The sequence below is a fragment of the Undibacterium sp. Di26W genome (assembly GCF_049340265.1).
Classification (GTDB): Bacteria; Pseudomonadota; Gammaproteobacteria; order Burkholderiales; family Burkholderiaceae_D; genus Undibacterium.
The window spans coordinates 1-13,674 of record NZ_JBMPOR010000016.1; the positions used below are offsets into that span (position 1 = coordinate 1).

Below are 13,674 nucleotides of genomic sequence, written 5' to 3' on the forward strand. Positions count from 1 at the left end.
TGCTGTTTTTATGTACGACTTGGTTTGTTTAATTTAAAACTTTAAGACCAAACTACTTCACCACAGAGACACGGAGAAAAGCAAGAGGAACAATTTCATTTTGCAAAGAATCGGCTGAATGAATATTTGTTGCCCTTTCAGATTTTTCTCTGTGTTGCCTCTGTGTCTCGGTGCCTCTGTGTCTCGGTGCCTCTGTGTTGAGAGGTCTTGATTTTTTTACTCCAGCTTCCAGACGTACTGGACTTTGGTCCAGGTCTGTTGCGGTTTGCCATCGACGGTACCGGGCTTGTTTTTGCAGGAACCGGACATCAATTGGGAACGAACGGCATTGTCGAGACCACGGAAGCCACTGGACTTGTCGATCTTGACGTCTGCCACGGAACCATCGGCACCGATCAGGACGGACAATTGGACGATACCGGTTTCTTCATTGCGCAGTGAAGCACGCGGGTATTCTGGTTTGCAGCCACCGACGTTGAAGTCAATCACACCAGGAACAACTACCGAACCAGTGGACTTGGTTTCTGCCGCCGGTGCGGTAGGTGCAGGCCCCCTTGGCATGACCGGGTTCTCTGGCTTGACGTTAGAGAAGTTAGCTACGGTCGGTTGTTGCTGTACGGGTTGCTGTACCTGCACTTCCGGTGGTGGAATGAACGGTGGTGGCGGTGCCAGCAGTTTTGGTGGTGGCGGTGGTGGCGTATCCGGTGGTGGTGGCGGTGGCTTCACCTCTTCAACGATCTTGGTTTCCAGCGGTTTGATGACCACTTCCATGGCCTTGCGCGCCAGGCCCGATACCAGTGCATATACCACCAGCACGTGAAATAATATGACCAGCCCTAATCCGATAAATTTCTTTCCCGGCTCTTGCTGGCGATTTGAAAAATCCATTCCTGCTCCTCCACTACCACAAGGTCTACTGTTTGACGCGAGTCAAAACAACTCAAACAAAAAAGCGATTATAAATGCTGCGTGTCAATAAAACGCCATACTGACTTAAAACCGCTTATAAATTCATAAGCGGCAGGCTCACCAAAATATAAATCGCGCTTTAACCTAAAACTGACTTATTTAATTTTGCCGGCAATCTTTTTTTTACGTCTACTAAAGCTCAACTGGTCCGACCAGTTATTGAGTAAATAGATAAAACTTAATCAATCGGTTAAGCCATTTACTTATTCAACCCGCACATTCAACACTATTTAACGATGCAACATAAGCTTATGACGATGCAACATGGACTTATAAGCTTGCTGCATACGCAACATCTAATGGCAGGTACAGTATTTATTATTAGAATAATTATCAGCAAAACCACGCGGCAAATTATGCCTGTTTTTTACTCACTTGCTGCATTTTTCGCGATGAAAAAAATTTTCTCACTTTGCGCGGAAATGAAAATTTACCTGTCAGAAAATTTTCCGAAGGCGCATAAAACCACTTATGCGAAGAAACTGTCAAGCGCTTTACTAATTCCCCGGGCAAAAAAACAACATGGCGCATTTTGCCAAAAAATTCCTCATATAGGAAACCTAATTTCTTGTGCTATGCAGCATAAAAATGGTGCGAGCCTGTTTCCAGCCTGCTCTCCCCATCGATAAATTTGCCTGCGACGTTACGCACCAAAATTAAATTTTTTTTGGCATGTTTTTTGCGATCAAAACTACCTAAAGTTGCGTTGCCAGTTTTCATTTTCATTACGCACAGCAACAAAGTGCAGTTCAAAATGGTGCGTTTTTTTCGTATTCCATGCTTAAACAGCTACTACTGTCAGGATATTGCCCATTTATGGTGCCGGACTTGAAATAAAAATTTTCGTGACATGCGCCCGAGCGTGAAGACTTACGTTATGGTTACGGCTTTTTAAACCTTTCAAAGCTTTGCCAAGGATAAGCAAAAGCAATTGCAGCGCGGCCCTGCCCTGAACCTGTGATGTCGCATACACTCGGACATCTGCATGTGCAACAGCAAAGCTCGTGCTGACTGTTTCGTGGTCATTACGATATTTGGAAAACATATATCAGTGCCCCTTGCCTCCCTGGAAATGAATGTGATCTTCGAATAAGAGGTATGTGAAATGCCAGACCCGGTCAAGAATTTGTGTTTTACCCTTGCGCTGTTGATTGCTGCGACTGCAACACCATTCCTGCAAGCCGCTAATCCAGCTGATACCAGCAAGATAGTCAGGCAAGCTTTTGAAGCCGCCGATGATGGCTTCGACATGGCGAAAACACAAAATTTCTATTCTGGCTGGGTCTGTGAAGCCCTCTTTGAACCACTGCTCAGCTATGACTACCTGGCCCGCCCTGCCCGCCTGCTGCCACTGACCGCCGAAGCCATGCCAGAAGTCACAGACCAGGGCAAGGTGTTTGTGTTCAAGATCAAGCCCGGCATTTTCTTTGCCCCCGACCCTGCATTCAAGGATAAGAAGCACGAACTGACTGCACATGACTATGTGTATACCTTCAAGCGCGTACTTGATCCGGTCAACCGTTCGCCAAATGCCAGTTTCATCGAAGGCAAGATAGTCGGCCTGGACGATGTCGCGGCAAAAGCCAAGAAAACGGGCAAATTTGATTACGATGCCCCCGTCACCGGCCTGAAGGCAGTCGATAAATACACCTTGCGTATAGAACTGAAGGCAACCGATTACAACTTCCTGTACGTGGTTGCCTATGGTGGCTTTGGTGCCGTTGCCAGGGAAGTCATCGAAACCTATGGCGACCAGACCGGCTTGCATCCGGTCGGCACTGGCCCTTACATGATAGAGAAGTACCTGCCACGCAGCAAAATTGTGTTGACCGCCAATCCGGAATACCGCGGCTTTACCTGGGATTTCAAATCGACCGGCAGCGCCCGTGATGAAGAAATCGTCAAACAGATGAAGGGCAAGAAAATGCCCCAGGTCGGCAAGATCGACATCAGCATCATAGAAGAAGAACAATCGCGCTGGCTGGCATTTCAGGATGCCCAACTGGATATAGACAAGCTGCCGCAAAGTGCTGCGACTGCTGCACTGGATGGCGTGGAGCTGAAACCGGAATTGAAGGCCCAGGGCATCAAGATGGACCGCGTCACGGATGCCGGTATTGTCTTCACGATTTTCAATATGCGTGACCCGGTAGTTGGTGGCTATACCAAGGAAAAAATTGCCCTGCGTCGCGCGATAGGCATGGCCTACAGCTATGAAGATGAAATTGCCCAGATGCGCCTGGGGCAGGCGGTACGATCAGAGATGATCATCCCCAAAGATGTGGTCGGGTATGACCCGGCTTACCGCAGCAGCCTGGCCTATGACATCAGCCTGGCGAATAAATTGCTCGATTATTTCGGCTACAAACGTGGCCCTGATGGATATAGAAACAACCCCGACGGCAGCCCGCTCATCCTCAAAAAAACCGTGGAACCGGCTGCCATCTTCAAAGTGCAGTCAGAAATCTACAAACGTGGACTGGACAGAATAGGCTTGCGCATAGAGTTCCCGGTCAGTAATTTCGCTGATAATCTGAAGGCAGCATCCGCCTGCAAATTGAACATGTGGGGTGGTGCCTGGAATGCCGACTTCCCAGATGGCGAAAACTTCCTGCAATTGCTGTATGGCCCGAAAGCCGGCGCTGGCAACCACGCCTGCTATGAATCACCAGCTTATGACGCCTTGTTCCGCAAAGCGGTATCCCTGCCCCTGGGTGAAGAACGCAATAAAGTGTATGCACAAATGAATCGCCAGGTAGAGGCCGATACGCCCTGGGTTGTGCACACATCCCGCATCCGTAGCTGGTTGTACCGTCCCTGGATCACCGGCTACAAAAAACACCCGATATTGCATTCCGACTGGGCCTTTATAGATGTCGAAAAGCATTGAGCTTTTTCATTTTCTAAAAAGCCCGTCATCGCCATTAGCCCACACCGTTTTACCAAGCAGGAGAATCAGTCAATGAAGTTAGCTCATCCGTTTCAGCGCGACAAATCCGCGCGCACGCTGACCAGAACAGGCATGGCATTGTGCCTGGCCCTGGCTGGCCTGATGTCATCTGCCCTGCCCTTGCAGGCGCTGGCCGCCAAGCCTGACTTTGCTGATCCGGATAAAGTATTACGCACCATCTTCCCGGTTGCTGAAACCGGCTTTGACCCTGCGGCTACCCGTGACCTGTATTCCAACGCCATCAACGAAGCGATTTTCGAGCGGCTGTTTACCTATGATTACCTGGCCAGTCCGGCGAAAATCATTCCGGAAGCAGCAGAAAGCATGCCCGAGATTTCTGCCGATGGCAAAACCTACACCATCAAGCTGAAGAAGGGGATTTACTTCACGCCTGACGCCGCCTTCAACGGCAAGAAACGTGAGCTGACGGTGGAAGATTATGTGTATTCCTTCAAACGCATCATGGACCCGAAGCTTGCTTCCACCCATGTCTGGCTATTGGAAGACAAGATCACCGGCATGGATAAAGTCGTGGCCGACGCCAAGAAGAGCGGCAAGTTTGACTATGCGGCCAAGGTACCTGGTCTGGAAGTTATCGACAAATACACCCTGCGCATCCACCTGACACGCCCGGATTTCAACCTGCCCATGATCTTGGCGTACACCGCCATGTCTGCCGTGGCCCGTGAAGTCATAGAAAAATACCAGGACCTGCAAGGCCAGGTCATGGCCAACCCAGTCGGCACTGGCGCGTTCAAATTGACAGAATGGGTGCGCGGTTCAAAAATGGTCTTGGATGCGAATCCGGATTACCACACCAATATCTGGGATTTCCAGCCCAGTGCCGACCCAAATGACCAAAAAATCGTCGCTGCCATGAAGGGCAAGCGCATGCCCCAAATTGGGCGCGTGATCGTCAACATAATCCTGGAAGACCAGTCACGTCTGCTGGCCTTCCAGAAAGACGAAATAGATTTATTTCAGCTATATGGTGGCCTGGCACCACAAGTTATGAACGGGCCGAAATTGAAACCCGAACTCATCCAACGCGGCGTGCAGATGTCGCGCATCGTCGACCCGGAACTGACGATCTATTACTGGAATATGGAAGACCCGGTATTTGGCGGTCTGAGCAAAGAAAAAATTGCCCTGCGCCGCGCCATGGCCATGGCCCACAATGTGGAAGAAGAAATCCGCATCGTTGACAATGGCCAGGCCATTCCGCTGCAATACCCGATTCCACCGGGCGTAGTCGGCCACGACCCGAACTACAAAAGCAGCGTGCAATACAATCCTGCTGCCGCCAATGCCCTGCTGGACAAGTTTGGCTACAAAAAAGGCAAGGACGGTTACCGCACCCTGCCCGATGGCAGCCCTATGGAAATTGTCCACACTGCACAAACTGAATCACGCGGTCATTTGCAGGCCGAAGTCTGGAAAAAATCCTATGACGGCATAGGCATTAAAATGCGCGCCGAATTCCGCCCCTTTGCCGAAATCCTGAAAGCGGAAAAACAATGCCAGCTGATGCAGCGTATTTCACCGTGGATAGCCGACTACCCGGACGGCGACAATTTCATGCAACTGTTTTATGGCAAGAACATCCACATGAACAACAACGGCTGCGCCGCCATTCCTGAATATGACAAGCTGTATGAACAATCGCAAAAATTGCCTGCCGGACCAGAGCGTGATCTGCTGTACCACAAAATGACACGCATCATGGAACTGTATGCAGCCCAACGCATAGGCTATGCACGTCACCGTATCATGCTGGCACAGCCACGCGTGACAGGCTATAAAAAACATCCCATCATGCATATAGAGTGGATGCAGATCGACATCGACAAAAACAAATAACCCGCAGTCTGACCGAAATTTGAAAACCGAAAGACAAACATGACCGCTTATATTCTGCGCCGCTTATGGCAGATGGCACCAACGATGCTGGGTGTCATCCTGCTGGTGTTTTTCCTGTTCAACTGGGTGGGTGGCGACCCTGCCTACATCCTGGCAGGCAAGATGTCGAATGCCGAACAGATTGCCAATATCCGCACACAACTGGGTATAGACCAGCCCTATTATGTACAACTGTGGATATTCATCAAACAGATCGCCACCTTCAACTTTGGCAATAGCTGGAGTACCGGTGAAGCCGTATCGTCCATCATAGGCACGCGCCTGGGACCGTCGCTGACGGTCCTGATCCCCCTGACCATCATCGAAACCCTGATCGCGATTGCACTGGCGCTGGCGATTGCCTTCAAGCGCGGCTCGTTCACCGACCGTGCCGTGATGATTGCCTGTACCGTCGGCATGTCGGTCAGTATCCTGGTGTACATCATCGTCGGCCAGTATTTCTTCGCCTACAAACTGGGCATGTTCCCGGTACAGGGCTGGGGCAATCATTTTGCCGAGAACCTGTTCAAATATTCTGCCCTGCCTATCCTGATTGCCCTGGCTGTGGGCGTGGCACCGAATCTGCGCCTGTTCCGCACCTTTGTTTTGGATGAAGTGAACCAGGATTATGTGCGCACTGCCCGTGCCAAAGGCGTGGCCGAAAGCCGCGTGAAATGGGTGCATGTATTGCGCAATGCATCGATCCCCATCATCACCCACGTCATGTCGAACCTGCCGGCCCTGCTGATCGGCGCCTTCCTGATCGAACGTTTCTTTTCCATTCCCGGCATAGGCCGTGAAGTGATCCTGGCAGTGGAACGCAGTGACTTTCCTGTGATTAAAGCCATCACCGTGTATGTCGCTGCCGCCACCATGTTCTTTAATTTGTTGACCGATCTGCTGTACCAGGCGGTTGATCCACGCGTACAGTTGAAATAAGGATCATTCATGAGCACGACTACAACAAATCCATCTGTTCAAACTGTATCACCCGGACTGTGGGCGCTGGCCTGGCGCCGTCTGCGCGCCGACAAGGTCGCCATGATAGCAATGGGAATAGTGATCGCCTTTTTAATTGCCCTGGTGCTGTCTGCCACCGGTGTCATCGCTTCTGACTGGGAACAGGAAAGCGGTGTCAGCTATGCCCCGCCGACCTTTGTCGGCGCAGATACGGGTACTGTCACCAAAGCTGAGGTCGAAGCACCCCCGCCTGACAATCCGCTAGATCCGCTGGCCGACATCATTCGTGAATTGCGCAAGCAGCCTGATGCTGATCAGGCTATCGTCGTCAACGAGTATGGCATTCCTGACCCGCTGGCAAAAGAAATGGCAGAAATCCGCGCTGAACTTGCCAAATCTGGCAAAGCAGTAGTAGGCGAACGCCTGACTACCTTGCCATTTGGCGCTGACAAATGGGGACACGACATCATCAAGAAAACTGTCAAGGGTGCCGAGACTTCCATCGTGGTTGGCCTGGTTGCCGCTTTCCTGGCGACTTTGCTGGGTACCATGTTTGGTGCACTGGCTGGTTACTTTGGTGGGAAAGTCGATGATTTCTTTAACTGGTTCTACAGCATCTTCACGTCCATCCCTTACCTGTTGTTGATACTCTCGGTTGCCGCGGTATTACAGCAAAAAGGGGTGACCACCATCATCCTGATCCTGGCCTTTACCGGCTGGACTGGTCCTTTCCGCCTGATCCGTGCCGAATACATGAAGCACAAGGCGCGTGAATACGTATGGGCGGCAGATGCCATCGGCGCTTCGCATTGGCGCAAGATGTTTGTGCATATCTTCCCGAATGTCAGCCATGTGGCGCTGGTACAGGTATCGATACTGGTGGTCGGTTTTATCAAATCCGAAGTCATCTTGAGTTTCCTGGGCTTTGGCGTACCGGTTGGCGTGGTGTCCTGGGGCAGTATGTTGAATGAAGCACAGAATGAATTGATTTTGGGTAAATGGTGGCAACTGGTGGCCGCCACCGCTGCGATGGCAGTGCTGGTGACAGCCTTCTCATTGTTCACCGATGCCTTGCGCGATGCGCTCGACCCCAAGCTGAAATAAGGACAGATCATGAGCCAAGAAAACCAGAATCAAGCTTTGCTGAAAGTAGAAAACCTGCGCGTGTCTTTCCGCGTCAATAAAAAAGACAGTGTGGAAACCGTCAAGGGTATTTCCTTTGACATCCCGCGCAATTCCACCGTCGCCCTGGTGGGTGAATCCGGCAGTGGAAAATCGGTCAGCTCGCTGGCCGTGATGGGCTTGCTGCCGCCGGATACATCCAGCATTGCTGCCGACAGCAAAATCATTTTTGAAGGCCGCAGCCTGCTGGAACTCAGTATCGCGGAAAGACGCGATCTGTGCGGCAAGGAAATCTCCATGATTTTCCAGGAACCCATGACCTCGCTGAACCCGGTATTTACGGTCGGCTTCCAGATCGCCGAAGTCTTGCGTCTGCACATGGGTATGGATGCCAAACAGGCGCGGAAGCGTGCCATAGAATTGCTGGAAGAAGTCGGTATTCCCGATCCAAAAAACAAGATCGATGCTTACCCCAGCCAGATGTCTGGTGGGCAGCAGCAAAGGGTGATGATCGCCATGGCAATCGCCTGTGAACCCAAGTTGCTGATCGCCGATGAACCGACCACCGCGCTTGATGTCACCATACAAAAACAGATCATCGACCTGATCGATGCCCTGCGTATCAAGCACAAGATGTCGGTACTGTTCATTACCCATGACCTGGCACTGGTTGGTGAAATTGCCGACCATGTCATCGTCATGCGTAATGGCGAAATCCGCGAATCCGGCACGGTAAAGCAAATCTTTGAAAGCCCGAAAGACACCTATACCCAGGCCCTGCTGCACTGCCGCCCTACACTGGATACCCGCCCCTGGCGCTTGCCGGTGATTGCCGATTTCATGAGCAACAATGGCGCCCTGGTCGACCAAAGGCAGCGCCCGCGTGGCTTGAAGGGCGATGAAGATATCGTGCTGGAAGTGAAAGATTTGGGTAAAAGTTTTTATTCCCGTGAAGGTTTCTTTGGCAAGAAAGAATTCAAGGCCGTCGAAGGCGTATCCTTCAAACTGGCACGCGGCAAGACCCTGGGTGTGGTGGGGGAATCAGGCTCCGGCAAAACCACGGTTGGCCTGACGCTGATGCGCCTGCATCAGGCTACCACTGGTCAAGCGCTGTTTGAAGGCAAGGATATCCTGGCCATGTCGAACAAGGAATTCCATCACTATAAGCGCCGCATACAAATCATTTTCCAGAATCCGTATGCCTCGCTGAACCCACGCTTCACCGTGGGACAGATTTTGATGGAACCGATGCACATCCACAGCATCGGTGCCAACGACAGCGAACGTTCTGCCATGGCTTACCAGTTACTGGAAAAAGTTGGCTTGCCTACCGCCGCCTTCCACCGCTACCCGCATGAATTTTCTGGTGGCCAGCGCCAGCGCATCGCCATTGCACGCTGCCTGACCATGAAGCCGGAAGTGCTGGTCTGTGATGAATCGGTATCGGCACTCGACGTATCGGTGCAGGCCCAGGTATTGAATCTGCTGCAGGATTTACAGGAAGAATTTGGCCTGTCCTACATCTTCATCTCGCATGACCTGGCTGTCGTCAAATACATTGCCGACCAGGTCATGGTGATGAACAAGGGCAAAGTAGTAGAACTGGCGAATTCGGATGACCTGTATCTGAACCCGACCCAGGCATATACCAAGACTTTGCTGAATGCCATACCAAAAGGCTTGCAGCACTAAATACCGACATTGCTGACAATGCAGTCAATGCAGTCAATGTTGGCAAGGCTCTGCCCTGTTTGATCAGTGCAGAGCTTGTCTTAAAAAACACATCCCCACGCTACCCATGCAAGACCAGCTCATCGCCTTACTGCTAGCCCACCAGCCAGCGGATGCCACCGAAGCCGGGCACCTGCAAAAGACCCTGAGCTTTGTCACCCATACCGCAAACTGCTGCAGCCGCCAGACGCTGGCCGGCCATGTGACAGCCTCAGCATGGATCTTGTCACCAGACGGACAGGCAGTCTTGCTCACCCACCACAAGAAACTGGATCGCTGGTTGCAACTGGGCGGACATATGGACGATGAAGATATCAGTGTACAAGCGGCCGCCGCACGCGAAGCAAGAGAAGAAAGCGGCATCCAGGATTTGCAATTGCTGCAAGCAGCATTGTTTGACGTGGATGCACACGCCATCCACGCCAGACCAAATGAACCTGGCCATTACCATTACGATTTGCGTTTTCTGTTTCAGGCACATGATCTGAATTTTTGCGTCAGCGATGAGTCGCATGATCTTGCGTGGGTGCCACTGGCAACGCTGGCGAACGACAGCAATAACAAATCGATCAGCCGCATGGCGAAGAAAGTATTTAAAATATAGAAGCAGAAGCACGCCTGAGCGCAGTGCGCAACACGGTCCCAATCTCAGCAATAATAACTCCTTGGTTCCTGAACCGGTGCGCATGGCGCACCCTACGAATCGCCTGAATATCTGCCATGGCGTAGGGTGCGCCGCGCGCACCGCTTCGCGCTATGCCATACTGATCTACGGTGAAAACCGACTCCACCCTCCCGCATCAACACGTATCATTTACCAAATAAAAAAACCTTTTTCTGATCTTGGTCACATTTCATAACATTTATCTTTTTGACCAAAATTACAAACACTGGCAAGATGCCCACATCATGGCGGAATCCGCCCTTCTCCTGCATAAAAGACGGAGCCCCGATTGGATGCTTTGAAAAGTTTGTTTCTGGAATTGATGCCTGCGGTGGATTTTTGTTCCATGCGTGTGGTTGACGAACGCAGTGAAGAACTGCTGGTCAGGCAAAATATTTTGCAGCCCCTGCATAGCCGTCGCAGTTATGGCGCGATGCTGACCGTCATTCATCAGGGTGGGTATGGCTATGCCGCCACCAGTGACCTGTCGCGCCACGGCTTGCGTGCTGCACTGCACCGCGCCACCGAATGGGCCGCCATCAGTGCAGGCAAGACCGTGACCGATTTCAGCCAGACCAAACAATCGTCCGTGGTCGGCACCTATCAAAGCCCGGCTGGCAACCACTGGAGCCGCAAGGATTTGATCACCTTGCTGATGCAGGAATCAGCCGATTGCCAGATCAGCCGATTCATCGTGGACTGGAGTGCATCCATCGGCACAGTCACGACAGAGCAATTATTTGTCAGCAGTGCCGGTGCGGATATCCGCCAGCATTTCAATTACCTGATCCCCAATCTGAGTGTGACTGCGAATGAAGGAGTAGAAACCCAGACCCGCAGCCTGGGTGGCCAGTACAATGGATTTTGCCGCCAGGGAGGCATGGAAGTCTTGCAGCAGGCTGGTTTTTACGGTGCAGGCAAGCGCGTGGCCGCCGAAGCACTGGCTTTGCTGCATGCGCAAAATTGCCCCAGTGGCCGCATGGATTTGCTGCTGATGCCTGAACAGATGATGTTGCAGATTCACGAATCCATCGGTCATCCGCTGGAGCTTGACCGCATACTTGGCGATGAACGCAATTTTGCCGGCACCAGTTTTGTCACGCCCGAGATGTTCGGGCATTTCCGCTATGGTTCAGATTTGCTGAATGTGACCTACGACCCGACCCGCAGCGAACAGTTTGCCAGTTTTGGCTGGGACGATGAAGGCAGCGTTGCCGATAAAACCTGGATCATCAAGAACGGCATACTCGAAAAACCACTCGGCAGCGCCCTGTCGCAAGCCCGTGCCGGCATGACTGGCGTCGCCAATTCCCGCGCCTGCGACTGGAACCGGCCACCGATAGACCGCATGGCCAACCTGAACATAGAAGCTGGCGACAGCACCCTGGAAGAGATGATAGCCAGCATTGAATATGGCGTGCTGATGAATACCAATGTGTCCTGGTCTATCGATGATTCACGCAACAAGTTCCAGTTCGGCTGTGAATTCGGGCAAGTGATACGCGGTGGCAAATTGCAGGAACTGGTGAAGAACCCCAATTACCGCGGCATATCAGAAAGCTTCTGGCGTTCACTGAAAATGGTGGGTAATAACGCCACCCTGGCCGTCATGGGTACGCCTTTTTGCGGCAAAGGAGAACCGTCGCAAGTCATCCGTGTAGGCCATGCATCCCCCGCCTGCCTGTTCAGTCAGGTGGAAGTGTTTGGAGGAGAAGTCTGATGTATGCCTACTTTATTTCGCTGGCCGATCTGGTGCAGCAGCAATTACAAGGTACGGAAATCAGCACCACCTGGTTTTCGGCAGAATCCAGTGATTTCGTACGTTTCAATCACAGCGCTATCCGCCAGCCTGGTCATGTCTTGCAGCAGACTTTACGCATACAGTTGATACAGGGGCAAACCCATGCCGCCAGCAGCTTCAGCCTGAGTGGTGACCTGCGTGGCGACCGCCTGACAATCAGCCGGGTGGTGCAGGATTTACGCGCCCAATTGCCTGAGCTGCCAGCCGACCCGCATTTGCTGATTGCCGATACCGTTCACAGTAGCACCCGTATCTTGCCGTCTGCCCTGCCGCCGGTGGAAGAGATGCTGCAACAGATATTGGCCACCGCAGGCGATGTCGATATGGTGGGCTTGCTGACCACTGGCACGCTATATCGCGGCTTTGCCAACTCTCTGGGTCAGCGTAACTGGTATGAAAGCCATAACGTTAATTTCGACTGGAGCCTGTTCCATGCGGCGGACAAGGCCGTCAAGGCGAATTACGCCGGATTGAGCTGGGACAAAGCCGCTTTCCTTGTCGCATTTGATGACGCCCGACAAAACCTGGCCTTGCTGGCACGGCCACCAATCACTGTACCGGCGGGCAACTACCGCGTTTACCTGAGCCCGACCGCCCTCAATGAACTGATCATGATGCTGAACTGGGGCGGACTATCAGAAAAAGCCTTGCGCACCAGGCATAGTTCCCTGCGCAGGCTGCAATCCGGCGAAGCCAGCCTGCACGCCATGGTGGATATCAGTGAAGACAGTCGCATAGGTCTGGAACCCGCCTTCCAGGCCCAGGGCTTCATCAAGCCTGAAGTGATAGCGCTGGTACAGGCCGGCAAACTGACCGGCAGCATGATCTCGCCACGCAGCGCCAAGGAATTTGGTCTGACGGGTAATGGGGCGGCTGAAGATGAATCAGCCCAGTCACTGGTGATGCGTGCAGGTCAACTGGCTAAAGCCGACGTACTGAAAGAACTCGGCACCGGCATTTACGTCGCCAATCTGTGGTACCTGAATTTTTCTGACCGCGCCACCTGCCGCATCACCGGCATGACGCGCTTCGCCACCTTCTGGGTAGAAAACGGGGAAATCAAGGCACCTCTAAATGTCATGCGCTTTGATGATTCACTGTTCAAGATATTGGGTGAAAACCTGCTGGCCTTGACACAGGAAACCGAAGTCATCATGGATGACCGCTCATACGGTGAAAGACATACCGGTGGTGCAGTATTACCCGGTGCCCTGGTGAAGGAGATGCGGTTTGTACTGTAATTTGCACACTGGTTTGTACCTTAGTTTGTACCATCATCAGGCCATAACTTCTATTCAAAATGGCAATATTTGGCTTAATTCAATCAAAATCAGACGTTTTCCCTGCCACACACTATGATGTATGCAGACCGCCCCTCCTATGGGCGGCCACTTTGGGGCAAACTTAGCATTTGCCCGTTTCGATGAGAGCAACTACAATTCCGACCTGTTGCGGAAAAGGCTGCAATTTACGCATTCCACACAGAGGGCAAGAACCCTGGTGTAGAAACAACAAGTAACAAAAACCCACAGCGCAATAGAATAAGGCTTTCCACCACGTGATGACGGGAGAGCCTTA

Annotated in this window: 10 protein-coding genes; 9 read left to right on the plus strand and 1 reads right to left on the minus strand. The window is 52.0% G+C overall.

Translation table 11 applies throughout. The features are described from left to right. Positions 1-216: 216 nt before the first annotated feature. Complete coding sequence (locus tag ACO0LM_RS17885) at positions 217-888, minus strand: energy transducer TonB (protein ID WP_423038599.1); 672 nt, start codon at positions 886-888, stop codon at positions 217-219. A 332-nt stretch (positions 889-1,220) separates the two neighbouring features. On the opposite strand from ACO0LM_RS17885, the gene ACO0LM_RS17890 reads away from it, so the two are divergent. The 9 genes from ACO0LM_RS17890 to ACO0LM_RS17930 all read left to right on the plus strand — a co-directional run bounded on the left by ACO0LM_RS17890 (position 1,221) and on the right by ACO0LM_RS17930 (position 13,337). Beyond that, the gene (locus tag ACO0LM_RS17890) at positions 1,221-1,598 is read left to right on the plus strand and encodes a hypothetical protein (protein WP_423038600.1); all 378 of its coding nucleotides are present in this window, start codon (positions 1,221-1,223) and stop codon (positions 1,596-1,598) included. A gap of 476 nt (positions 1,599-2,074) precedes the next feature. After that, entirely contained in the window at positions 2,075-3,859 is a 1,785-nt protein-coding gene (locus ACO0LM_RS17895; RefSeq protein ID WP_423038601.1) for an ABC transporter substrate-binding protein, read from the plus strand. Between the two features lie 72 nt (positions 3,860-3,931). Beyond that, entirely contained in the window at positions 3,932-5,779 is a 1,848-nt protein-coding gene (locus tag ACO0LM_RS17900) for an ABC transporter substrate-binding protein (protein WP_423038602.1), read from the plus strand. A gap of 39 nt (positions 5,780-5,818) precedes the next feature. After that, positions 5,819-6,757, plus strand: coding sequence for an ABC transporter permease (locus ACO0LM_RS17905; RefSeq protein ID WP_423038603.1), 939 nt, complete (start codon positions 5,819-5,821; stop codon positions 6,755-6,757). A gap of 9 nt (positions 6,758-6,766) precedes the next feature. Beyond that, positions 6,767-7,882, plus strand: coding sequence for an ABC transporter permease (locus ACO0LM_RS17910; protein WP_423038604.1), 1,116 nt, complete (start codon positions 6,767-6,769; stop codon positions 7,880-7,882). A gap of 9 nt (positions 7,883-7,891) precedes the next feature. After that, complete coding sequence (locus ACO0LM_RS17915) at positions 7,892-9,592, plus strand: ABC transporter ATP-binding protein (protein ID WP_423038605.1); 1,701 nt, start codon at positions 7,892-7,894, stop codon at positions 9,590-9,592. 106 nt (positions 9,593-9,698) lie between these two features. Next, the gene (locus ACO0LM_RS17920; protein ID WP_423038606.1) at positions 9,699-10,235 is read left to right on the plus strand and encodes an NUDIX hydrolase; all 537 of its coding nucleotides are present in this window, start codon (positions 9,699-9,701) and stop codon (positions 10,233-10,235) included. A 382-nt stretch (positions 10,236-10,617) separates the two neighbouring features. After that, complete coding sequence (locus ACO0LM_RS17925) at positions 10,618-12,015, plus strand: TldD/PmbA family protein (protein WP_423038779.1); 1,398 nt, start codon at positions 10,618-10,620, stop codon at positions 12,013-12,015. Beyond that, positions 12,015-13,337, plus strand: coding sequence for a TldD/PmbA family protein (locus ACO0LM_RS17930; RefSeq protein WP_423038607.1), 1,323 nt, complete (start codon positions 12,015-12,017; stop codon positions 13,335-13,337). Before ACO0LM_RS17925 ends, ACO0LM_RS17930 begins: the two co-directional genes overlap by 1 nt. Positions 13,338-13,674: the final 337 nt, after the last annotated feature.

Bases quoted from the DNA above. Each gene is read 5' to 3' on its own strand.
- ACO0LM_RS17925 (WP_423038779.1), top strand. From the start codon at position 10,618: ATGCCTGCGGTGGATTTTTGTTCCATGCGTGTGGTTGACGAACGCAGT.
- ACO0LM_RS17890 (WP_423038600.1), top strand. From the start codon at position 1,221: ATGACGATGCAACATGGACTTATAAGCTTGCTGCATACGCAACATCTA.
- ACO0LM_RS17885 (WP_423038599.1), bottom strand. From the start codon at position 888: ATGGATTTTTCAAATCGCCAGCAAGAGCCGGGAAAGAAATTTATCGGA.
- ACO0LM_RS17930 (WP_423038607.1), top strand. From the start codon at position 12,015: ATGTATGCCTACTTTATTTCGCTGGCCGATCTGGTGCAGCAGCAATTA.
- ACO0LM_RS17900 (WP_423038602.1), top strand. From the start codon at position 3,932: ATGAAGTTAGCTCATCCGTTTCAGCGCGACAAATCCGCGCGCACGCTG.
- ACO0LM_RS17915 (WP_423038605.1), top strand. From the start codon at position 7,892: ATGAGCCAAGAAAACCAGAATCAAGCTTTGCTGAAAGTAGAAAACCTG.
- ACO0LM_RS17920 (WP_423038606.1), top strand. From the start codon at position 9,699: ATGCAAGACCAGCTCATCGCCTTACTGCTAGCCCACCAGCCAGCGGAT.
- ACO0LM_RS17910 (WP_423038604.1), top strand. From the start codon at position 6,767: ATGAGCACGACTACAACAAATCCATCTGTTCAAACTGTATCACCCGGA.
- ACO0LM_RS17895 (WP_423038601.1), top strand. From the start codon at position 2,075: ATGCCAGACCCGGTCAAGAATTTGTGTTTTACCCTTGCGCTGTTGATT.
- ACO0LM_RS17905 (WP_423038603.1), top strand. From the start codon at position 5,819: ATGACCGCTTATATTCTGCGCCGCTTATGGCAGATGGCACCAACGATG.